At 65.7% G+C, this 21328-nt stretch carries 27 protein-coding genes and 2 pseudogenes; 11 read left to right on the top strand and 18 right to left on the bottom strand.

All coding sequences use genetic code 11. The annotated features are described in order from the left end of the window. Nucleotides 1-506: 506 nt before the first annotated feature. The 5 genes from IU476_RS12895 to IU476_RS36110 all read right to left on the bottom strand — a co-directional run bounded on the left by IU476_RS12895 (nt 507) and on the right by IU476_RS36110 (nt 2586). The gene (locus IU476_RS12895; protein WP_228823492.1) at nt 507-869 is read right to left on the bottom strand and encodes a BREX system Lon protease-like protein BrxL; all 363 of its coding nucleotides are present in this window, start codon (nt 867-869) and stop codon (nt 507-509) included. Beyond that, nucleotides 866-1231 (bottom strand): ArsR/SmtB family transcription factor, encoded by a 366-nt coding sequence (locus IU476_RS12890; protein ID WP_438944003.1) that lies wholly within the window; start codon nt 1229-1231, stop codon nt 866-868. The genes IU476_RS12895 and IU476_RS12890 overlap by 4 nt, the downstream gene beginning before the upstream one ends. Nucleotides 1232-1295: 64 nt before the next feature. Further along, complete coding sequence (locus tag IU476_RS12885) at nt 1296-1442, bottom strand: DUF6307 family protein (protein ID WP_195099761.1); 147 nt, start codon at nt 1440-1442, stop codon at nt 1296-1298. Between the two features lie 237 nt (nt 1443-1679). Beyond that, nucleotides 1680-2012 (bottom strand): hypothetical protein, encoded by a 333-nt coding sequence (locus IU476_RS12880; RefSeq protein WP_195099759.1) that lies wholly within the window; start codon nt 2010-2012, stop codon nt 1680-1682. 124 nt (nt 2013-2136) lie between these two features. Then, nucleotides 2137-2586 (bottom strand): hypothetical protein, encoded by a 450-nt coding sequence (locus tag IU476_RS36110; protein ID WP_228823491.1) that lies wholly within the window; start codon nt 2584-2586, stop codon nt 2137-2139. A gap of 335 nt (nt 2587-2921) precedes the next feature. On the opposite strand from IU476_RS36110, the gene IU476_RS12870 reads away from it, so the two are divergent. Then, nucleotides 2922-3185: a hypothetical protein gene (locus IU476_RS12870; protein ID WP_195099758.1), complete on the top strand. Its 264-nt coding sequence runs from the start codon at nt 2922-2924 to the stop codon at nt 3183-3185. A gap of 93 nt (nt 3186-3278) precedes the next feature. Here the strand turns inward: IU476_RS12870 and IU476_RS37230 are convergent, their stop codons facing one another. Further along, a complete protein-coding gene (locus IU476_RS37230) occupies nt 3279-3410 on the bottom strand; it encodes a hypothetical protein (protein WP_369123135.1) in 132 nt (43 codons plus the stop codon). Between IU476_RS37230 and IU476_RS36770 the strand changes: the two genes are divergently transcribed. Then, nucleotides 3390-3518, top strand: a complete 129-nt coding sequence (locus tag IU476_RS36770) for a hypothetical protein (RefSeq protein WP_267466424.1) — start codon at nt 3390-3392, stop codon at nt 3516-3518. The genes IU476_RS37230 and IU476_RS36770 overlap by 21 nt on opposite strands. Here the strand turns inward: IU476_RS36770 and IU476_RS12865 are convergent. Further along, a complete protein-coding gene (locus tag IU476_RS12865) occupies nt 3512-3775 on the bottom strand; it encodes a hypothetical protein (RefSeq protein ID WP_228823490.1) in 264 nt (87 codons plus the stop codon). The two genes, IU476_RS36770 and IU476_RS12865, sit on opposite strands and share 7 nt — an antisense overlap. A gap of 85 nt (nt 3776-3860) precedes the next feature. Continuing rightward, nucleotides 3861-4016, bottom strand: coding sequence for a DUF6131 family protein (locus IU476_RS12860; protein ID WP_195099755.1), 156 nt, complete (start codon nt 4014-4016; stop codon nt 3861-3863). A gap of 321 nt (nt 4017-4337) precedes the next feature. Between IU476_RS12860 and IU476_RS12855 the strand changes: the two genes are divergently transcribed. Beyond that, the gene (locus tag IU476_RS12855; protein WP_195099753.1) at nt 4338-4652 is read left to right on the top strand and encodes a hypothetical protein; all 315 of its coding nucleotides are present in this window, start codon (nt 4338-4340) and stop codon (nt 4650-4652) included. Nucleotides 4653-4789: 137 nt separating this feature from the next. Next, nucleotides 4790-5422 (top strand): annotated as a pseudogene (locus IU476_RS36105) (DUF998 domain-containing protein); the annotation flags it as partial. Between the two features lie 530 nt (nt 5423-5952). Here the strand turns inward: IU476_RS36105 and IU476_RS36100 are convergent. Next, complete coding sequence (locus IU476_RS36100; RefSeq protein WP_228823489.1) at nt 5953-6831, bottom strand: YihY/virulence factor BrkB family protein; 879 nt, start codon at nt 6829-6831, stop codon at nt 5953-5955. Nucleotides 6832-7895: 1064 nt separating this feature from the next. On the opposite strand from IU476_RS36100, the pseudogene IU476_RS12845 reads away from it, so the two are divergent. After that, a pseudogene (locus IU476_RS12845) lies at nt 7896-8879 on the top strand (RNA polymerase sigma factor); the annotation flags it as partial. Nucleotides 8880-9127: 248 nt separating this feature from the next. Here the strand turns inward: IU476_RS12845 and IU476_RS12840 are convergent. Next, nucleotides 9128-10339: a fatty acid desaturase family protein gene (locus IU476_RS12840; RefSeq protein WP_195099749.1), complete on the bottom strand. Its 1212-nt coding sequence runs from the start codon at nt 10337-10339 to the stop codon at nt 9128-9130. A 112-nt stretch (nt 10340-10451) separates the two neighbouring features. Here IU476_RS12840 and IU476_RS12835 point away from each other — a divergent pair, with 112 nt between their 5' ends. Further along, complete coding sequence (locus IU476_RS12835) at nt 10452-11192, top strand: TetR/AcrR family transcriptional regulator C-terminal domain-containing protein (protein ID WP_195099747.1); 741 nt, start codon at nt 10452-10454, stop codon at nt 11190-11192. Nucleotides 11193-11211: 19 nt separating this feature from the next. Here IU476_RS12835 and IU476_RS12830 read toward each other — a convergent pair whose 3' ends face one another. The 3 genes from IU476_RS12830 to IU476_RS12820 all read right to left on the bottom strand — a co-directional run bounded on the left by IU476_RS12830 (nt 11212) and on the right by IU476_RS12820 (nt 13495). Continuing rightward, on the bottom strand, nt 11212-11976 hold the full coding sequence (locus IU476_RS12830) for a TetR/AcrR family transcriptional regulator C-terminal domain-containing protein (RefSeq protein ID WP_195099910.1): 765 nt from the start codon (nt 11974-11976) through the stop codon (nt 11212-11214). A 209-nt stretch (nt 11977-12185) separates the two neighbouring features. Continuing rightward, entirely contained in the window at nt 12186-13037 is an 852-nt protein-coding gene (locus IU476_RS12825; RefSeq protein WP_195099745.1) for a slipin family protein, read from the bottom strand. Beyond that, nucleotides 13004-13495, bottom strand: a complete 492-nt coding sequence (locus tag IU476_RS12820; RefSeq protein WP_195099742.1) for a DUF5994 family protein — start codon at nt 13493-13495, stop codon at nt 13004-13006. Before IU476_RS12820 ends, IU476_RS12825 begins: the two co-directional genes overlap by 34 nt. A 578-nt stretch (nt 13496-14073) precedes the next feature. Here IU476_RS12820 and IU476_RS12815 point away from each other — a divergent pair. Beyond that, nucleotides 14074-14484, top strand: a complete 411-nt coding sequence (locus IU476_RS12815; RefSeq protein WP_195099739.1) for a DUF5994 family protein — start codon at nt 14074-14076, stop codon at nt 14482-14484. 14 nt (nt 14485-14498) lie between these two features. Here the strand turns inward: IU476_RS12815 and IU476_RS12810 are convergent, their stop codons facing one another. The 3 genes from IU476_RS12810 to IU476_RS12800 all read right to left on the bottom strand — a co-directional run bounded on the left by IU476_RS12810 (nt 14499) and on the right by IU476_RS12800 (nt 16674). Then, on the bottom strand, nt 14499-16007 hold the full coding sequence (locus IU476_RS12810) for a hypothetical protein (protein WP_195099736.1): 1509 nt from the start codon (nt 16005-16007) through the stop codon (nt 14499-14501). Nucleotides 16008-16010: 3 nt separating this feature from the next. Beyond that, the gene (locus IU476_RS12805; protein ID WP_195099733.1) at nt 16011-16244 is read right to left on the bottom strand and encodes a hypothetical protein; all 234 of its coding nucleotides are present in this window, start codon (nt 16242-16244) and stop codon (nt 16011-16013) included. Nucleotides 16245-16380: 136 nt separating this feature from the next. After that, entirely contained in the window at nt 16381-16674 is a 294-nt protein-coding gene (locus tag IU476_RS12800) for a hypothetical protein (RefSeq protein WP_195099731.1), read from the bottom strand. On the opposite strand from IU476_RS12800, the gene IU476_RS12795 reads away from it, so the two are divergent. Both IU476_RS12795 and IU476_RS12790 read left to right on the top strand, forming a co-directional pair. Beyond that, a complete protein-coding gene (locus IU476_RS12795) occupies nt 16665-17828 on the top strand; it encodes a fatty acid desaturase family protein (protein WP_195099729.1) in 1164 nt (387 codons plus the stop codon). The two genes, IU476_RS12800 and IU476_RS12795, sit on opposite strands and share 10 nt — an antisense overlap. 216 nt (nt 17829-18044) lie before the next feature. Further along, the gene (locus IU476_RS12790) at nt 18045-18329 is read left to right on the top strand and encodes a Clp protease N-terminal domain-containing protein (protein ID WP_195099728.1); all 285 of its coding nucleotides are present in this window, start codon (nt 18045-18047) and stop codon (nt 18327-18329) included. A gap of 99 nt (nt 18330-18428) precedes the next feature. Here IU476_RS12790 and IU476_RS12785 read toward each other — a convergent pair whose 3' ends face one another. Both IU476_RS12785 and IU476_RS37045 read right to left on the bottom strand, forming a co-directional pair. Continuing rightward, nucleotides 18429-19163 (bottom strand): GAF and ANTAR domain-containing protein, encoded by a 735-nt coding sequence (locus tag IU476_RS12785; RefSeq protein WP_195099727.1) that lies wholly within the window; start codon nt 19161-19163, stop codon nt 18429-18431. A gap of 40 nt (nt 19164-19203) precedes the next feature. Next, the gene (locus tag IU476_RS37045; protein WP_195099726.1) at nt 19204-19923 is read right to left on the bottom strand and encodes a GAF and ANTAR domain-containing protein; all 720 of its coding nucleotides are present in this window, start codon (nt 19921-19923) and stop codon (nt 19204-19206) included. Between the two features lie 195 nt (nt 19924-20118). Here IU476_RS37045 and IU476_RS12775 point away from each other — a divergent pair, with 195 nt between their 5' ends. Then, nucleotides 20119-20550 carry a DUF5994 family protein gene (locus IU476_RS12775; protein WP_195099724.1) on the top strand — a complete coding sequence of 144 codons (432 nt, stop codon included), beginning with the start codon at nt 20119-20121 and terminating at the stop codon, nt 20548-20550. After that, the gene (locus IU476_RS12770; RefSeq protein ID WP_324194036.1) at nt 20547-21140 is read left to right on the top strand and encodes a DUF5994 family protein; all 594 of its coding nucleotides are present in this window, start codon (nt 20547-20549) and stop codon (nt 21138-21140) included. Before IU476_RS12775 ends, IU476_RS12770 begins: the two co-directional genes overlap by 4 nt. The last annotated feature ends 188 nt before the right edge of the window (nt 21141-21328 follow it).

Here is a 21328-nt window from a genome sequence, read left to right as displayed (position 1 = left end):
GGAGGCGGGCACCGGCCGCCCTACCCGATAGGAACCAACGACAACCACGCGTCACAGCTTCATGCCCGATTCGATCACGGCACTCCGAACAGGTAGGCAGGAGCCATTCCGGCGCGGCGCATCCGCAACGATTCATTCAATTCAGAGCTCGTAATCGGCTTCAGTCACCGGTTGCCCCACGGGAAACCGCAGGTCATCCCCGTTCCCATGTTCACAGTGCCCCGCCGGGGAGCCCATAAAGATGGGACCAGACGCACAACGGCGCACGAGCGGCCCGACGACTAAACCTGGTAGGAACCCGCGATGACCAGGTGTTTTACGGTTGCCCATGTTTTGTGTGCCCTGCCGGGGGCACCAACCTGCGACATTATTTCCGCAGGTCACAGCATTTGACATGTCAATAATGGAAATGTCTTCAGAGCATTACCCCAGGTCGCATGTCGCAGGTTCGAGCCCTCCCCCTGCAAGGAGGCACGAACCTGCGACACAAATCCGCAGCTCAGCCCTCATTCCCACAGGAGAGGCAGAGACGACCTTCTCACCTTCACTACACCTCGTTTCGCACCATGCCGACGCGCACCCTGTAGCCGTAGCAGCCGCGTCGTCGGCGTAGCCGGACCCGCAGCTTCCTCATCCACGCCCACAGCACTCGGTCGTCCACGGCAATAATGCCCCGGGTACTCGTGTTCCTCCAGCGTGGTGACGGCCGTCCATTCGCCGGCCAGCGGCTGGTAGCGAAATTCACCGTGGTCATGGTGCCGTCGATACGCAGGATCTGGTCTGACACGCTTACGCCCCTCGATCGCGAAGCGCAGGATCTCCTCACTCTCCTCAGTCGTGGCTTTCTCGTGCGGGTAGAGCAGCTTCATGAAGCCGCAGCAGTCCCGTGGTGGGAGATGGTCGGCTGGGTGACATCGATGTCCTCGGACACATCGCACACGCACGCCTCCCCGCCCGCGCGGGTAGCGATCGCGGAGAGCACCCGCAGCCGGATCGGGCCCGACGGCGCCTTGAACATGCCGGCCAGGTCGGTGGCCTCGTCGGGGCCCAAGGACTGGCGGGCCAGGGGTTGTTTTCGGTGGTGGTCATAGTGCTGGCCGGGGTAGCGGTAGATGTCGGCGAGGGTCATGCAGTCGCGGAAGTAGGGATCCCAGCGGGCCGGGTAGTGCATGCCCCGCGCGAAGTCCCGGTCGGTTTCGCGGCGCAGCGATCGTTGCGGGGACGCGGCCATTCCCCGGCACGAGTGCCGGCCGGGTGCCCTGCTGTCGCGGTGAGTACTGCGGGTTCTCGTGCTGTCAACGTATTTTCTCGGGGATCGAATCGAGTGCGCGCAGTACCTGCACCGCGAGTGCGGCCGCGGCGCTGTCGTCGAGTTCCGAATACTCCCGCACGACATCGCGGACACGCGTCACTCGACGCTCGTAGGGCGTTTTCGTTGTCATTGTTCTGCTTTCCTTGCGGTGGGGTCGGACCATCGGAGAAGTGCTGCGAGTCGTGTCCTCGTCGCGGTCTGTCGCTGGGATCGCCGCGCTTGGATTGCTCGGCGAGCCGGGCCGCGTGGGCTCAGTAGGTGATACCGACGCCGCCTTCGTATTCCCATTGTTATTCTGCGCCAATGGTTTCCGTGCTGTCACCGATGCCCTCGAGCACGGTGACGGCCAGATGTAGAGCACCATGGCCTAGTTGTCTCCGGAGACTGCGCGCGGTCGTGCCGCGACGATCTGTGTGGAGAAGTATTCGGTGGGGTCCTGGTGGCCGATGCCGGCCGTGATCAGTATCGTGCCCCTGGACGCGGCGTCCGTCCGTAGCCGGTGCTGCGCGGGTTGGGCGAGAAAGCCACCGGCAACGCCGGCGAAGAGTTCGCCGGTCTGCGAGATCGCTTGGTGGGCTTCGCTTTCAGAGAAGACTCCCGTGGTTTCGAACCCAGCCGAGATGAGCACGTCGAGCGCGAGTTGCATCTTTGCCGGTGACCCGCCGGCCACGACGACTCGTCGGGTTCTGGGCTGCTTCATCAGTCGATTCCTAGCTGCGGTTTCCCGCGTCGATTGTGTCGGCATCGGCTACTCGAGCTTGTCTCGCCAGCTCCGGATTTGCCGTGGAGGTCGCGGGCGGGCGCGGGCGACCACCTGCGGCGATCTAACGGGCGCCGGTTGTGGTGCGAGCGAACATCTGCCCCAGACCGCGCAGACGGAGTGGGCGCGAACTACCGGGTTCGGCGCCGGGCGTCTCGACCGCGGCGTCGACGGCACCGGTGCCGGTGTGGATCGCGGTGTCCGGCCGCGCGCCCGGGGGCTGTGACGGGTGAGCGCGGCGGGTGTGACGTGAGGCCTTCAGTTCACGGCGGGCGCTGCGTCCGCGGCGGGCCGTGCGCCGGGCGCCGGCGAGCAGCAGGCCCAGCCCGGCGAGACCGAGGCCGCCGACGACGATGCCGTAGAGGAACAGCACGCCGGTGGATCCGGTGACGTGGTAGCCGAGCACCCCGAAATGGTCGGTGAGGGTGTGGTTATTGCCCGAGTTGGCGAACACACCGATGACGCCGACAAGTACGGCGGCGATGAGGATGACGAGTCCGATGATGACGATCATGGCGATCCCTCGGATCTGTTGGTTACCTCCAGTAAACGCCCCCTCCACGGTTATGTCAACACTGTAGGACTACAAGATAGAGCCCCTGAGGGGTGGCGGACTGTGACGGCCGCCAGGAAATTCGGAGGTAACGCCGGCATCGGCGGTGAATACCGGCCGTTGCGCTGGTCCCGATCGGATTCGCTGCCGGATGTGCCTGGCCGCGTTCATGATTGAGGCATGGAAGACTCCCGCGGGCCGCAGGGTTCAGCGGCGGTGCCGGAGTCGCTAGGACACCGGCTCAAACGGCGGTTGCTGGGGCCGCCGTTGGTGACCGATGCGCTGGGTGAGCAGCGGTGACCACAGACCTGGCCGCCGACACCGGCACTGAGGTCACGCTCGTGCTGCCGCGACACACCTACAGTCCGATCATCGGGCGACTGCTGCACGACCACACCGCCGACGGCATCGCCGCGGCCATCAGCCGTATCCCCAACGCCGCGGCCACGATCGTCCCCTTCGACGTCGACCGGCCCGTCGAACAACTCGCCCATGCACACCGCGGCGGTGAAAGCTACCTCGACACCCGCCGCCGCACCAAACAACAACCAGCACAATAATATTCGAATATTCTCGGCACCGTCAGCCCCGGTGTCGAGGTAGCGCACGCCGGTGTCGATGTCGGGTTCGATGCGGACCACACGGTCTGCGAGTCACCGCACTCGAGCCAGGTGCGCCCTGATCGCGTGCAAACAATCGTGAAGCTGTTGTTTGACAACGGATTCGGGAACTCGAGTAGTCACGGCTGCCTGGGAGCACGAGAAATGCCGGTCGTGGACCAGCACGAGGAGGCGGCGTTGCGGATCCGGCAGTGCGGCAAGCGCATTCGCTACTGCCGGATCCGGCTCACCGGCCGCCGGTGGCGCAACCGCCGCCGATTCCGTGATCACTGACTGGGTTGGGGCACATCGACGTGGCAGTTGCCGACTTTCGGGTTCATGCCCAGGTAGTTGAGCGGCCCGGCGACAACGGTGACCGCGATGGTTCCGGTGCCCGCGCAGTTGGTCGGTGCGCTGGTGTAGTAGTGCCGCTGCCCGCCGGCGATAGCGCCGATGATCAGCCACACGAACACCAGCACCGTGACGACACTGGTCAGTCGCGAACGGCTACCTCCGCGTATCCTCCTGCGGTTGTTTGCGTATGTACTCATGCGGTCTCCGTGTCGTCGGATGCCGGACGGCTTGGTCGGAATGGATTGCCGCGCAGTCGATGTCGACCGGCGGCGCCGGAGTCGATCAGTAGTAGTGGCGGCGGCCGCCGACGGCGTGCCCGGTTCGCCCGGCCACCATCAGCGCCAATCCGACGATCAGGACGATGATTCCGGCGGTGATGAGGAGCGGGATGCCGAACAGGAATCCGGCGATGAGGAGGATGACTCCGAGAATGATCATGGGCGATACCTGATTTCGGTGGTGCGTGAGATGTCACGCGGCAAGATGCGGGGTTGCCGATAAGGACGCGGCCACGAGTCCGATGACGACGATCATGGCGATCCTCCAAGCCTTCGCCCGGATCGGTTACAGCTTTAAGTACACGCCCATCACCCACTCGATGTCAACACCGTAGGTCTACAATCGAAGGTGGGTTGTTCTCCAAAGGTAAGAGGGCACCCGATCAACGACTTACCGCGCGGACAGGCGCCACCGCCGACACACCCGCGTCTGCGCACCTCGACAACCGAACACACCCACCCGATCGGACGTGAATCCGCCATGACCACCTACCTGGACTCTCCCGCCCTGCCCTTCCGCCTGCAGTTCCCCACGACCGAACCGTCGGAGGTGGCCACCGCCGCCCGCGACTGGGTCTCGCGCGGGCAAATCTTCACCGTCGCCCTCACCAACGAGTCCGGCGCGGTCGAAAACCGGTATCTGCTGGTGAATTTCGGCGCCATGACCTGCCTGACAGTGCACGACCAAGACACCCTCGACGACCCCAGCCAACAGCCCGTCACCTACACCGCGTTCCTCACCCAGGGCGGTGACCTCGATATCGAAACCCATTCGCTATCCGCCCACACCGGCTGACCCGGTTCCCGAAACCTCAACTCCGCCAACGCCGGCACACACTGAGCATCCCCTCAGCTGTTGCCGACTCGCCGCACCGACGCCCGGCCCGCCTGCTCGCGGACCTGTCGGCAGACACCCACGAAAACGGCACCCTTGTGAGAATTGTCGAGCACACCATCGGCCAAGCCGCGCAGGAATCAACAGCTTCGGATCCGCCGTTCCCGGATATTCGACGGCTCCGCCACACCGTCGCCGGAATCGCGTGGACACTGGCGCTGGGGTATCTGGTCGTCGAATTCGTGACCGCGATCGCGTGGAAGCGCGACTACAGCTTCCGCCACGACACCATCAGCGACCTCGGCATCACCGCCTGCACCCCGAACCTGTGCTCACCGCTGCACCTGCTCATGAACGCGGCATTCGTCGCACTCGGCCTGCTGACGATCATCGGGGCCATCGGATTCCGCCACTACATCCCGCACGGGCGCCGGCAATGGTCGATCGTCGCACTCGCGGTGATCATCGGCGCGAGTACCGCCGCCACCGGGGTCTTCCCCTCCAACGACGGCATCATCATCCACGGCCTGGCCGTCCTGCCCGCCCTGATATCCCGGCACGTCGTGCTGATCCTGCTGGCGATCTGGCTGTGGAAACATCGCCGCCTCGCCGCACTCTGGTCGGCGGTGTGCGCGTCGACCGGGCTCACCGGCACAGTCCTGTTCACGATCGGCCTGCAGGTCGGAATCACCGAGCGACTCCTGTTCTACCCATTACCGGTCTGGATGGCCGTCACCGGCGCCGCCATCGTGCTCACCCCCCTTCGCAGCGCGATATCAGGACGGATCCGAATCCCCTTGGGAAGCCCGGCAGCCCGGATCAGCGGCTGGCACCGGCATGACGGGGGCCGGCCGATGCACCGGCCCGTTCTGGGGCGGGAGCCGATCACGGCCGGCCAAGCGGGTGCAGTCGAGGTGTTGTCGAGTCATGGCCGTCCTGTTCGTGTTGATGCCCCGGCCGGGGTGTGCGGGGCTCGGATACCCCGGAATGGGGGGCTCACTCACCCGCGACCGTCGAACACCGAACCACTGCTGCGGCTCAACGTCGAAGCCCCGACACCGACACCAGGACCAAAATCAAAAACGACGTGCTCACCCTCCTGCGCAGCTGAGCGGGAGACAGGCAAGCGGTGGGAACAGGGCGTGCACGTCGGTCACCGTGCGCCAGTGATACCCATGAACTCGCGCGGACTCGGCGCCACGATCCGGGCACCAAGCCGGATCATCTTCTCACCGGCAAATGCGGCGAAGGATTTCTTCGATCAGGTCTCGAGCCGTCGTTGGCGGTTAAGTTGTGCGTCGACGACGGCTCCGAGCAGGATCGCGAAGTTGGTGAGCCACAACCACACCAGAACGATCACCGCGGCGGCCAGCGAACCGTAGATTCGGTTAAATGAGTTGAAATGCGCGGCGTATACCGACAGTCCCGCCGAGGCGGCGATCCAGATCAGGACTGCGATCAGGCTGCCCGAGGTCGGCCAGCGTAGCCGCTGACCCGCCGTGTTCGGCGCCGCCCAATACAATAGGGCCAGCGTGAGGCTCACCAGAAACGCGAGCAGTGGCCATTTCACGATCGACCACACCAGCAACCCGGCCGATCCGACGCCGAGTAAACGCCCGGCGCCCGCGGCCACCTCCGGGGTCACCGCGAAGCCGAATGCGGTGACCACAACCGCGGTCACCAGCACCAGCCCCAGGACGAACCGCAATGGCACGACCGTCCATTTCGACCGATTCTCCTGCACCCCGTACAGCGTGTTGGCGGCCCGGATGAAGGCCCCCAGGTAGGTGGACACCGTCCAGATCGCCGACAGCAACCCCGCAGCAGCCATCGGCCCCGACAGTGACCTGACCGCCTGCAGATGCCGAATGGCGTCCGCCAGTTGGGATTTACCGCCGTCGGGCCCGAGCCGCCCGGCCGCACCCGCCAGTGAATCGGCTGGTGCCGGGCCCGCCACGCTGAGTATCACGAGAGCGATCAGTAGGGCCGGGAACAGCGACAACATGCTGTAGTAGGTCAGCGCCGCCGCCCAATCGGATAGTTCGTCCGACCACGCCGCTCGCACGGTGCGCAGGAGCAGCCGCACCTCGGCACGCCGCAGCACCCGATAGCGCGCTCCGTTTTCCGACCCGATCGACATTCCAAACCTCCGGACTCGACCGATACCCGTAGTCAATGCGGTCGAAACGGGGAACACAGTGATTCGCCCGCGCGCGGGCAGTGTGTCGTGGGTCGCATCGGTGGCTGGTGGGGTTCGGCGCCGAGATTGCGGGTACCGCCGGGCTGCGAGTCGAGCGGAGACGCCGCCGAGGCCGGCACGCACACTGCCGCCACCACCTCTACCGGCTGCGGCATTGCGACGCCGATCGCGACCCCACCGGCGGCCAGCCCCAGTAGCGCGAGTAGCGGCAACAGGATTGATCTGGCCGAGGCCCTACGCGGCGCCCCGAGTAGCCCGAGACGGCCGACGGTCGCCGAGCGCGTACCCACCGACCGCAGCACGGGAGTAGCCAAAATTCCTCTTGTAGCGAATTCCACCTCTGCCACCGTGGATTTCACGATGGCAGTCGACCAATGGAGAAACGATGCCCGCTATCAAGGCTCCAGCACTCGTTCGACCTGAAGACCACAGAACCGCTGCAAGATGAGTCGACCAGGGGGATCAGTTCCATGCCCGGTGTGTCGCCCGCCGGGCCGCCGGGCGGATACTGAGGCGGTGTTGGACGATAGAAAGCTCGATCCGCAGTTGGCCACGGTGCTCGGCAGCATTGTCGGTGATGAGGAGTGCTCCAACGCGGGCGAGTTCCGGTTCTCCCTTGCCGATCGGCAATGGGAATGGTCCGACGAGCTGGCACGCACGTTCGGTTACGAACCTGGCACCCCTTTTGCGTCGTGTTGCGGCGAGCGGTCGTGCAGCGACGGGAGAAGCGAGGCCGGACCCACAGGACCACACGTTGGCCGGTGGCCCAGACTGGTTGCCTGGCACCGCTTTCCAACACAGACAACAGCATCCCGCTATTGACCAGTACGCTGGTCGTTGGGTCCCGGTGATTGCCGAGCCGCTCGAGGCCTCTCTGCGGTCCTGTTTTTCGAATCGCGATGCCGCCCGGATCTCTCGGAGAGGCGAATGTGGCAACGACCGCAAGCGAAGCAAATGACCAGGATTCCACCGGCGTCTTGGCGGGGCGAGATGACGCCGTGGACGACATCTGGGATGAGGACGAGTCTGCGGCGCTGCGTGGGGCGCGTAAGGAGGCCGAGCTCACCTCCGGTGGGGACTCGACGCGGGCGTATCTGAAGCAGATCGGGCGAGTTCCCCTGCTCTCCGCGGCCGAGGAGGTCGATCTCGCGGTCCGGATCGAAGTCGGCCTGTATGCGGTGCAGAAACTACGGACCGAAGGCGAGGAGCCCGCGGGTCTCACGGTCGCGCGCCGCCGGGACCTGACCTGGATCGCGCGGGACGGCATCGCGGCCAAAGATCATCTGCTGGAGGCGAATCTGCGGCTGGTGGTGTCGATCGCCAAACGGTACAGCGGGCGCGGCATGGCCTTCCTCGACCTGGTCCAGGAGGGCAATCTGGGCCTGGTGCGGGCGGTCGAAAAGTTCGACTACGCCAGAGGATTCAAGTTCTCGACCTATGCCACCTGGTGGATTCGCCAGGCGATTTCGCGCGCCATGGCCGACCAGGCCCGCACCATACGAATCCCCGTGCACATGGTGGAGATCATCAACAAGCTCGGGCGGGTGGAGCGCGAACTGCTTCAGAAGCTGGGGCGCGAGGCAACAGCCCAGGAGCTTGCCGCAGAAATAGGTATTACACCCGCGAGGGTTCTCGAGGTCCGGCGAATCGCACGGGAACCGATCTCGCTGGACCAGACGCTCGGTGACGAGGGCACGAGCCAGTTCGGCGATTTCATCGAAGACTCCGAGGCTGTCGTCGCCGTCGAGCAGGTAGCGTTCACCCTGCTGCAAGAGCAGTTGGGGTCGATACTCGACACGCTCAGCGAGCGCGAAGCCGGTGTCGTGCGCCTGCGCTACGGCCTGGGTGATGGGCAGCCTCGAACGCTCGACGACATCGGGAAGGTCTACGGCGTCACCCGCGAGCGAATCCGGCAGATCGAGTCGAAGACGATGTCGAAGCTACGTCACCCATCACGCTCACAGTTGCTTCGGGACTACCTCGAATAGGAGGCACTGGTCCTGCGGATGCCGGGATCGCGAACCTGTCGCCCTCGCCCCGATCGCCGCACCGGTGATGAAGCGATAGCGAAGGGCTTCGCACGCCGGCTGTTTCGCGGCCCGCCCACGCTCGAGGGCCGGAAACACCTGGCACGGACGGATCCAGGCAGCGACGCACCGCCTGCACAGACCCTCCGCGACGCCGGCCACCAGGGCCGGGTCGAAGGCCGCGACGACCACCGTGCCCGTGGTGTTCCTCACGCACGCGCCGTCCCCACCGCGCGCAGCGACGAGCGCAGGCCCCACCGGCCGGTCGAGTTCTCGTCGGCGTGGAAGGCGTTGTAGTCGTGGAATTTTCGTTCCGAGGCCGTCTCGGGTGCGTCGTCGGGGGTGGCGGTCAGGAAGCGGTCCGGCAGCGCCAGTTTGTGAATGGTCCGCAGGGTCAGCAGGTATTGGCGCAGCAGTGGGCCGGTCGTATAGGGGAGGTCGTATTTGTCGCACAGCGCCCGGACCCGTCGGGCGATCTCGGCGTATCGGTTGCTGGGCAGATCGGGGAAGAGGTGGTGCTCGATCTGATGGGACAGGTGCCCGCTCAGGAAGGCCAGCGCCGGCCCGGCGTCGAAGTTGGCGGTGCCCAGCATCTGCCGCAGATACCATTCGGCCTTCGACTCCTCCTCGACCACTGTGGGCGCGAATTTCTCCGCGCCGTCGGGAAAGTGGCCGCAGAAGATCACCACATACGCCCAGAGATTGCGCACCAGGTTGGCCACCACGTTCGCGCCGAGCGTGCGGCGCCATCGCCGCCGGTTCAGCGCCGGGAACAGCACGTAATCCTTACCGGCCTGCCTGACGATCTTCCGGGCGAGCGCCGCGGTCTGCGCGTGTTTCCCCTCGGTCGTGGCCGCGCGGTCACGTTCGGAGTACAGGTCGTGCAGGGCGATGCCCCACTCGAACGTGATCGCCAGGAACAGATTCTGCAGCGGTTGCAGTAGCAGCCGCGGTCGCCATTGCTGGTCGCGGGTCACGCGCATCACGCCGAAGCCGATGTCGTCGTCCATGCCGAGCACGTTCGTGTACACGTGGTGGCGGAAGTTGTGGGCGTAGCGCCACTGTGCCGACAGCCCGGCCATATCCCACTCCCAGTTGCCGGAATGGATTTCGGGATCGTTCATCCAATCCCATTGGCCGTGGCCGACATTGTGGCCGAGCTCCATGTTCTCGATGCTCTTGGCCGTTGCCAGCGCGGCGGTGCCCAGTATCCAGCCCAGCCTTCCCCTGCTCACGCCGATGGTCAGCCGCGCGGCTACCTCGAGGGTCCGCTGGAAGGCGATCGTGCGCCGGATGTAGGCCGCGTCGCGCGAGCCGCGCTGATCCTCGATATCGCGCCGGATCGTGTCGAGTTCCCGCCCGAGTGCCTCGACATCGGCGGGGCTCAGGTGTGCGTAGACACCGACTTCGGTGATTGCCATAGTTCATACCCTCGAATTCGGTTGCCAACTACAGCCTAGGTCTTCCTACAGTGTCTGTCTACAATGTAGTATGACATCGTAGCGAACGGCAGCCGAACGGACGGAGCCAGCGATGAACGACACCAGAGCGGGCCCCTTCGCCCTCCCGGACCGACCGGACGACCCCATCGTCAAACCCCGCGCGCACCAGCTGACCCGCGCGGCCATCCTGGCCGCCGCGCTCGAGATCATCGACCGCGGCAGTATCGATCGGTTATCGATGCGGTATCTCGGCAAGATGCTCGGCCGCGACCCGATGGCGCTGTACCGGCATGCCACCAGCAAGGCGGCGGTGCTGGACGGCGTCACCGAGCTGGTGCTCGAGCAATTGACCGTCGACCCCACCGACCCCGACTGGCGCCACCAGGTACGCGTCGTCGCCCGGGACTTCCGGCGGCTGGCCGTGGCGCACCCGCATGTGGTGCCGCTGTTGGTGACCAGGCCGCTGGCCACCCCGCTCGGCCTACGGCCGCTCGGCACGCTGCGCCCGCTGGAACACATGCTGGAACTACTCACCCGCGCCGACTTCAGCGGAGGCGACGCCCTGCGCATCTACCGCGCGTTGTTCGTGTTCCTCTACGGGCACGTACTCAACGAGCTACAGGAAATCGTGGAACGCCCGAAAGAAGCCACCGATCTGTTGCGGCTCGGACTACACCATCTGCCGATCGGCGACTTCCCGCTGGTGCGCGGACTCGCCACACAGCTGTCCGCCTACGACGGCGCCACCGAACTCGAACGCGGCATGGATATCCTGCTCGCCGGCCTCAACACCACGCTGACCCCGGGTGCGCGACGGCCGAAGCAGCCGTGATGACGCCGTGTGCACCCGGTCACCGCGCGGCGGGGGCATCCTCCGGCCCGGGCAATGTGGCATCACCGGGTCCGGGCAGTGTCGCAGCGAGACCGGCCAGCAGGATGTCGAGACCGCGCTCCAGCTCCGCCGCACCGTCATAGGTCGCCAGCACCGGCGCCAGGTTCCGCACCAGCGGGAATTCACCGATCGGCAACCGATGTAACCCGAGCCGCAGCACATCGTCGGTTTCCTCCGGGCGCTCGACGATCTCCTGCAGCTCGTTGAGCACGTGCCCGTAGAGGAACCCGAACAACGCCCGGTAGATGTGCAACGCGTCGACCTCGGTGTACCCGGCGCATTTGAGCAGCGCGAGCATATCCTCGAGCGGGCGCACCACCGCCAGTGGCCGCTGCCCCAGCGGGGTGGCCAGCGGCCTGGTCACCAGCAGCGGCACCGCCCGCGGATGTGCCAGCGCCAACCCCCGGAAATCGCGAGCGATACGGCGCACCTCGGCGACCCAGTCGGACGCCGCGGCGTCGACCGAGAGCTGCCCGAATACGATCTCTGCGACCCCGTCGAGCACCGCCGCCTTATTCGGCACATGCCGATAGATCACCATCGGATCGCGGCCCACCGCCTCGGCCAGACGCCGCATCGACAACCCCTCAACCCCGTCGCGGTCGACGATCTCGAGCGCTGCACTCAGCACCGCCGCGCGCGTCACCGGACTGTCGTGCCGACCGCCCCTGGGCTTCCTGGAATTGTTCGATGATTCATCCACCACGGAGGGGCTCCAATTCATTCGGCCGGGCAAGCGTAGGTCAACAATGTTGATACACAAGCACCTGCGGCGTCCACAAGAGCTGACCGACACACGGATCGATCACCACGGCGTGGAGGTTATGACTGCCCGGGACACCCGGCCGGCCAGTGGCACGCCTGGCTCGTTTCGCCCTGGCCGGCCGGCGCTATCGCAGGGTGACCCGCTGAGGCGAGGTGGTGACCGGTTCGTCACGAGTCGGCGCCGTTGGGTGTCGGCGCGACGGCCGCGTGCAGGGTTGCGGAAGCGGCCTTCTCGCGGGCCAGGAAGGTGCCGACCTCGCTGATCGCGCTCATCAGCGGCGCGGGGAACACCACGGTGGTGTTCTTGTCGACGCCGAGTTCGATCAGGGTTTGCAGATTGCGCAGCTGCAGGGCGAGAGGGTGGGCCATCATCGTGTCCGAGGCATCGCCCAGCGCAGCGGCTGCCAGCGATTCACCCTCGGCGGCAATGATTTTGGCGCGCTTCTCGCGCTCGGCCTCGGCCTGGCGAGCCATCGCCCGCTGCATGCTGCCCGGCAGCTGGATGTCCTTCAGTTCCACCAGGGTGACCTCCACGCCCCACTCCAGGGTGGTGGTGTCGAGGATCTGCGCGATGTCGGCATTGATCGTGTCGGTCTCGGAGAGCGCCTGGTCGAGAGTGTGCTGACCGACCACTTTACGTAGCGTGGTCTGGGCGATCTGATCGATCGCGGAGTACACGTTCTCGATCGCCACCACCGACTTCTCGGCGTCGATAACCCGGAAGTAGGCGACGGCCGAGATATCGACACTGACGTTGTCACGGGTGATGATGCCCTGCGACTGGATCGGCATGGTGACGATCCGCATCGACACTCTGTGGAGCCGATCGATCACCGGGACGATGAGGTTCAAGCCCGGGTCCCGTACCGCCACCACACGCCCGAGCCGGAACAACACGCCCTTCTCGTACTGGGTCACGACCCGAATGGAGAGCGCCACCGCGATCAGCAGCACCACGACCACGACGATGATCGCAACGATGACATTCACGACCGTTCCTTCCCGGCGCCGCCGGTCCATCCGATGCGGCGAGCCTCGAGTTCGCGTCGCCACCGTCGCAACGCGGCGGCCCGGCCGGTACGGACGGCACGTGCTCGCCGGCCGATCATCAGCAATTCCTCGACAGTCGATTCGTTGTTCTTGCCGGATGCGGAGGTCAGCACCGAGAACGCACGATGCGCCGGCGTTCCCGGCGCAACCACCAGCAAGACCAACCGGCGGTCGCGCGGGCCGGACACCTCGACCGTGTGCACGGTGCCGTGACTGAATCCATCGAGTCGCACGACCTGCCCGGCGAAGACGAGTTCCGCAGGCGCACTTGGCCATTCATGAAGGCGGTAGGTCACACGATGAACAGTGCCGAGCCGTGCGGCCAACGGGGTGAGCACCGTCGGAAGCTCGGCCGCGAGGTCGCCACTGTAAGGCCACCACGCTCCGTCGACATATCCGGTCTTCGCGGAATCGGCCTTCAGCAGCATGCGCGGTACACGTTCGGCGGGCGGGCCGTGCGACCCGCCGGCGGTTCGGTTGATTGATCGCGTCATGGTCGACGCTCCTGTCTCGGCCGGGAATCGACCGGATCTACTTCGCATCGGACGACGATGCGGCCTCCGAACAGCCACATTCGGGGTATCGCCGATAGGTGGGTGGGGTCAGCGTTTGAATACGCCCCGCAGCGTCTGCTCGACCCGATTCAAGGGACCACGCCCCCGGTGACCATGTCCTCCGAGGAGGCCGCCGACGTCGCGGAGATATTTCCCAACGCTGCCCGTCGCTGCCCGAACGCGCTCTGCGATCTTGTTTTCGGTCATCGGATTGATCCCATCTCCGGTTGCGCGATTCGACCGGAGACCCAATCCGCCGACCGCTCGATACCCGCACCGACTGTCTCCCCAGACTATGTCCTTCTACGACGTACGTCTACAGTGTAGTATAACAGCGTTGGACGCTCTCGGCGACCAGCACTATGAAGCTCGCGAGCAGTCCGCGCAAACACACCCCACCGGCACCTGCTGACGACCGTCGCCGGTATCGGAAGCCCAGGAGGAGAGCAATCATGTCCGCACTCCGGATGCACCGCAATCCCGCCCGGCATCGTGTTCCACCCGACTTCACGCCCCGGTTGAAACTGCGGCCGAAGGCCGACAGCGAGGAATACATCGATGGCGCATGGTGGCCGCGCTCGGGCACTCTCACCGCCGAACTGCCCGATCTGATGACGGTGCTGGCCGTCCGGCTCGGGCCCATCCAGCGCGTCGTCTACGACCGTGCAAGCTGGTCGCGCGTCCCTCGGCAACTGGCCGTCGCCGACCGTACGGTGCAGCTCGACGCGTATCCGTTCGAGGCGGGCAACACCATGTACGTCTACGGCAGCAACGGCCACATGATCGTCTTGCGCGTCATCGCTTCGACCACGAACCACCACACCGCGCATTCCATCCTGATGGCAACCATCACCGACCGATGAACTGCGGCGAGGTGTCACCCGCGCGTGGCGGACCGGTCGGGCGGCTGTTCATCCTGGCGGCGGGCGGTGGCCGACACCCACACCGAGGTGGTCTGCAGATGGGTGGCGGCGCTGAGAATGTCTGCCCGCAACGAGCCTGCAATTCCGGCGCGGGCCAGCTGGTCTGCCAATGCGCGGTGGCCTGCGGGCGGAGTATCACTGCCGTTCACGGCGACCCTCTCGCATTCCCGGCACAACGCCGCGACGCTGCCGTGCACTGATCCGAGTTGCGGTGCGTGCGGGTCGATTCCGCTCACGGTGAGGAGTTCGGTGATCCGCGTGACCAGATTGACCGACCGTACGACCGTATCGTGGTAGACCTGTTCGCGGTTTGCGCGATACTGCGATTCGTGGTCGGCCCACAGTGTCCGTGGTAGCGGGCTCAGTCCCGGCTCTTCGACGTCGGCGAGCGTGAGTGTCAGCTGGTCGCGTTCGATTCGGCTCAGTTCGCTGTTCCGGTCGAGGATCATGCCGCGCAGCTCGGCCGCCTGGCGGCCGTTGCCGGCCGAATGCGACCACGAGGCCCGCACGTAGTCGGTGATCTGCCGGCCCAGCAGGTCCTTTCGTACGGCGCCCGGCCACAGCCACGGGTACCAGCCGGACGGCGTCGCGATGATCCGCGCGGCCCGGGTCCCGACGAGGCGGCCCTCGGGGCCGGGTAAATTCCTGATCAGCTCTGTGATTTCCGCGGTGACCCGCGAGATGTCGGCGCCGTGCGTGAGCCGTCGCTGATATTCCCGCAGGGCGGCGTCGACCTTGGCATGGATGTCGGAGTGGGCTTCCCAATCGGCCGTGGCGAGGTCTGCGGGCGTGTCGCCGGTCAGGTAGTCGAGGGCGAACAGCACCTTGTCGCGATCGGTACTCGATGCCGAGAGCACCAGCTCGATCGCGACTCGCGCCGATTCACGGATGGCCCGATCGCCGCGTTCGACGGGAATCGCGCGGCGGCGATTCGCCAGCATCCGCGCGGCGGCCTGCCCGTACTGGGCGATCGCGGCACCGGCGTAGCGACGGTGCTCGTCGTCGAGGTGCTCCGCCGCGGCGACGGCATCGGTTGCGTAGCGTTGCGCGGTCTGTGCCCGATCCTTGGCGGCGCGTGTGCTGTAGGCGTTCTCTATCGCCTGTTCGAGTGCTGCCGGATTCGACTGCTGCTCGATCTCGGCGACATCGATACCGTGTTGTTCGAGTAGTCCGTCCGCCAGCTGCCGCCGGGCGTGGTCGGCGATCGGATCGTCGCGACACCAGGCTTGCGCATCGAACCAGGCAGCCAGCACGGTCGCGGCCGGGGCAGCCCGCCACCACGATTCGGAGCCGACTCCGTGCAGGCGAACGGACATTGCTCGACGCTCGGTCGCGGACCGGTCCGCGGCGACGTGCGCGTGCAGTTCGGACTGTCGCGCAGCATTCGCTCGGTTGCGCTGCTGCCGGATGGCCGATTGCTCGCCCCACCGGGTCGCGATCTCCCACAGTGTCTGCGTCAGCATCGGTTACTCGAGCCTGTCTCGCCAGCTCGGATAGGTGCGGATGTGCCGTGAGCCGCCGGCGTGCTCGGCGTAGTCCCGGCTTGCCGCCGTCTCCCCGGGATGCGCCCGGCGCAGCAATGCTCGTGCCGCAGCGGCAGGGCGCCCGCCGCCTGCGGATCCATGATTCAGGACGGTTACGGCGACGGCCCCGATGAGCACGCCGAGGACGAGGCCGGCGATCAGGACGATGACGAGCATGACGGCTCCCGAGTGGTGCGTTGGGTGCGACCGGCGACCATCAGCGCGAGACCGATGAGCAGGACGATGGCGATCCCTCGGATCTGTTGACCCTTCCAGTAAACGCCGCCGCCACAGGCGTGTCAACATTGTAGACCTACAATATATTCCAGTGTGCGGGCGGGATCGCACGCAGGACCGTACCAGTCATGTCCCCGCGAACGAAGTCGCGATTTCGACCGAAATCGTAGGAGTACCAACGGAATACGGCTGTAGAATGGGGATCTCCGCATCCTGTGCCCGGATCGAGCGCGCCGACCTCATCCGCACTCTGCGCGACGAAGCGCTCCAGCGTGATCCCGATCAGCCGATTCAGCTGTGCGGCAACGTCGCGGCCAGTCGTGTCGAGATCGAAATCCGACAGCCGAATGGAGAACCGCCATGCCCACACTCACCGACACCCCGAGCACCCCACTGGCGCTGAGCCCGCACGAGGTCGAGGAGATCGGCCGCCGGCTCGACGCGCTGCGCGCCCGCATCACCGCCGACCTGGGCGCCCGGGACCGCGAGTACATTCTTTCGATCATCAAGACACAGCGCGGTTGCGAAGTCGCGGGCCGCAGCCTGATGTATCTGGGTTTCCTGCCTCCGTTCTGGCTGGCGGGGGTGACCGCACTGAGCTTGTCCAAGATCCTGAACAACATGGAACTCGGCCACAACGTCTGCCACGGCCAGTGGGATTGGATGAACGACCCCGAAATCCATTCCAGCACTTGGGAATGGGATCTGGTCTGCCCGGCCGACCAATGGAAATACTCACACAACTACATCCACCACACTTACACCAACATCCGCGGCCGCGACAGGGACCTCGGCTACGGCTTCCTACGCATCGACGAGGGCCAGCGGTGGAATCCGTACTACCTGGGCAATCCGGTATACGCATTCACGCTGATGCTGCTGGTCGAGTGGGGGGTAATGCTGCACAACCTCGAGGTGGACAACATCGTGCGAGGCAGACGCCGATGGTCCGACATCAAAGCGCTGCTCACCGGCCAATGGCGCAAGGCCGGCAAACAGGTGCTCAAGGACTACATACTGTTCCCGCTACTGAGCGGTCCACTATTCCTGCCCACCCTCGCCGGTAACACCACCGCCAACCTCGTCCGCAACATCTGGGCCTATTCGATCATCTTCTGCGGGCACTTCCCCTCCGGCACCCAGGCATTCACCGAGGAGGAAACCGCGAACGAGACACGCGGTGAATGGTATATGCGGCAAATGCTCGGCTCGGCCAATATCACCGGCAGCAAACCGTTCCACATTCTGGCCGGCAACCTCTCCCACCAAATCGAACACCACCTGTTCCCCGACCTGCCATCCAACCGATACTCCGAAATCGCACCCGAGATCCGCGCCCTATGCGAAAAATACGGCCTGCCCTACAACACCGGCCCCCTCCGCGCACAAATCGGCTCGGTGTGGTGGAAAATCTTCCGGCTCGCACTGCCGCCCATCGTCACCGGAAACACCCCACAGCCCGCAGCCGTCGTAATACGCCAACCACAACAACTAGAGCGGGAACCGCTCCCCGTTCCACACTGACCATCGCTGCGGTTTGTTTGTAGGTTTCCCCAGTAGGGGTGGACAATGCTGGTATTATTTGTGCTACCGGCGATTATCTTGTTCGTCGGCCGCTGGCTCTTGCCCCGGTCCCCGGCAATCCAAACCTGACCCATGCATGAGATCCGGAGGCGAACAGTGACAACGACGGCACGATCCGGCAATCAGGAACCGACTCCCCCGAATCCTCCACCGGCCATGGACACCACCCATATCGACGGGTGGATCACCCCGGACCTCGAGCAGGTGCTGCAACGCGCGGTGGATATCGCCAACGCCGGAGGGCATCGGCAGCTGCACGTAGAGCACGTGGCGCTCGCGATACTCGACGACCCGACGTCCGCGGTCCGAACCGGCTGGATCGGCACGCTGACCGCGACACAATGGCAGCAGATCCTGGCCGACGCACTGCCCGCCCGTCACGTCGAACGAGACCAACCGCCGCAGGTTACCGATATCTTCTGCTGGCGTTCGTCTCGCTGAGGCAGATCGACACGTCCGCTTCGCCTCGTTCCGGGTTCTGCGAAGTATTCGTCCGGGCAAGCGGCCGGCGCGGGTTGTCGCGCCGGCCGGTTCGATGGGTCAGGGAGCGGATTCGCCGAGCAGGGTCCCGATCTCGGCGGTGCCCTGCACGACGGCTCGGGCGAGTTCGGTGAGGCGCAGGTTGTTGGCGCGGGCGTAGGTACGCAATCGCAGGAAGGCGTGGTCCATATCGAGCCTGCCGCGTTCGGCGAGCATGCCTTTGGCCTGTTCGATAATGATGCGGGTGTTCAACGCCGTCTGCAGTTGCTGGTTGATGGTTTCCGACCGGGTGGCCGCGCGCTGGTGCAGAATCCCGATGGTGGCGATATCGGCCAGGGCCTGTCCGACCAGGACGTCCTGCGCGGACAATGCCCCGGCCGTGGCGGAGAACAGATTCAACGCGCCGATACGTTCCTCGCGCAGCCGTAGTGGCAGCGCGCACACCGCACCGAACCCGTCCGCGATGGCACGGCGCGCGAACGCGGGCCACCGTTCGGGCTCGACCGTGAGATCTTCGACCAGAACGCCGCCGCCGCTGCGGTAGGCGAGCAGGCACGGGCCGGCCTCCGATTGCACCTGGAACAACTCCAGCAGCCGGGCCTGCTCGGTCGTGGAGGCCAGCACCTGCAGTCCACCGCCGGGGGCGGCCAGCAGGATCCCGGCGGCGTCGACAGCGAGCAGCCGCACGCAGTCATCGACGAGGCGTTGCGCCAGTTCGATCACGTCGTAGTCGGCGACGAGGGTGTCCGCCAGCTCCACGAACGCCTTCACCAGTGGGCCTTCTCGCTCGTTCATGACTGTCTCTTCCTGAATCCGGTTCGATATCCGTTGCGGGTCACGGCACCTCGGAGGCGGGGTTGAAATGCAACCGGCGCGCCACGACATCCACGGCGACCTCGGCCAAGGTGAACCCTCGGGCGAAGGCGTGGGCTTGCAGGCGGGAGTAGGCATCGCGGACCGGTATCCCGAGTTGCGCGGCGACCATTCCACTGGCCTGGTGGATGTCGCGGGTGTGCGGCGCGGAATTCCACCACTGCCCCAATACCATCTCGGCGCCATCGGCGTTCTGATCCGACAGCAGGATCATCGTCACCATCGTGGCGACCGAGGACACCGCCACCCACCGCGATCCATCCAGGCGTCCCGGCTCTGCACAGAACAAATCCAGCACTCCCAGCCGGACGGCTCCGGCCTGTAGCGGAATCGAATACACCGCCCCGGACTCACCAGGATCCATCGCCGCACCCAGCAGTGGCCATCGGTGCTGGATCAGCGCCAGGTCCTCGACCACGACCACCTCACCGCGCACGGCCGCGTCGATCCCCGGGCCCTGCCCCACGGTGGCCTGCAACGCCTCGAACCGGTCGGCGGCCGAATCGCTGGCGCACAACACCTCCCAGCCGGTCCCGGTGACCTCCACCGCGATCGCGGCGCGCTGCACCGCCAGCACCGCCACACACGCCATGACGATGCGCGGCGGCCCGACGACATCGCGCGGTACCGCGGACAGTGCGGCGAGGAATCGCTCCGAACCCACCGAATCGAAGCCACTCACGACGGCTCCCTATCCGACATCCCGTCTGCTCCGGTGGAGCCGACCCCTCGAGGAGGGGACCGCGCCTCCGCATCAACGATAGTTCGGCAGATGAGATCACACCGGCGAATCCGACGCCAATGATGTAGACCTACAATGTTGACATCATGGAGGGTGTGACGTGTACTGGAGGTAATCGACCACGGGAGTACCGCCATGGCATTACTGCACATTCACCGGCACACGGCCCGGCATCGCATCCCACCCGAGCGCCTGCCCCGGTTGCGGCTGAAGCCCGAAAGCGACGGCTACATCGACGGTCTCTGGTGGCCGCGATCCGACCGGCTCGCCACCGAACTCCCCGGTTTGCTGACCTTCCTGGCGATTCGACTGGGCCCCGTCCGCCGCGTCGTCTACGACCAGGTCAGCTGGGCCCCCGCACCCCGGCAGCTGACCGTCGGCCACGGCGAGGTCCAACTCAAGGCCCACCCGTTCTCGGCGGGTAACACGATGTATCTCTTCGGCACCGACAACACGATGCTCGTATTGCAGGTCATCGCCTCGGCCGCCGACCACGACAACACCCGCCCCACCCTGACCACGGCCAGCGAGCCGTCCCCGCTGTCCGGACCGGAGGCACGATCATGACCCACATCGAAGCGCGACGCCCGATCACCAATCACCTCGACATGGGCAGGGCCACCGGCCCGCCGAACCGGACATCCACGATGACGCCACACCCGGATCGACACAGTGCGTCCGCTGCTCAGCCACGGCTGTGCCTTGCGCCCGAAGCCCGCCACGCCGGCCCGGTCGACGGCGCCTGGTGGCCCCACAGCCACGACCTGGTCACCGAACTCCCCGACCTATTCCCGGCGCTCACTCCACGACTCGGCCCGATCCACCGCGTGATCTACCACCTCGACACATGGACGCCGGCCCCACGCAAAACCCGCATCGGCGACCAGCAGATACGCCTCGACGGATACCGGCACCGGCCCGCCGCCACCATCGACGTCCACGCACTCGACGGCACCGCCCTGACTCTGCTGATCATCCCACCGAACACCACCAGCGCCACCGCCGGCGCCGCCCTGACCGCCGCGGCCGACCCCGCCAACACCTCGACCGTGGCGTCCCTACTGGCCATCACCGTGCCCAAGGACATCGATGACAGCACGGAAACCGTTGGCGCAGAGCAGCAGTGGGAATCCGAAGGCGGCGCCGGTACGCACTGAGCCCCCTCGCCTGCCCCGCACCCGTGCGCTCGGCTACTGCCGCCGAAACCCCGCGGCGGATTACGGGCCCGGTATCTCTGTGGTGGCTATAGGTCGGTCCTCGACTGCATGCGCGATCATCAGAGTCTCCGCTGGTGACGTATACCGAGTAATCGGCTTCGGTCACCAACCGCCCAACAGAAATAAGA

This window comes from Nocardia blacklockiae, assembly GCF_015477355.1.
In the GTDB taxonomy this organism is placed as follows: domain Bacteria; phylum Actinomycetota; class Actinomycetes; order Mycobacteriales; family Mycobacteriaceae; genus Nocardia; species Nocardia blacklockiae.
This window is presented reverse-complemented; position numbering and strand designations above follow the sequence as displayed.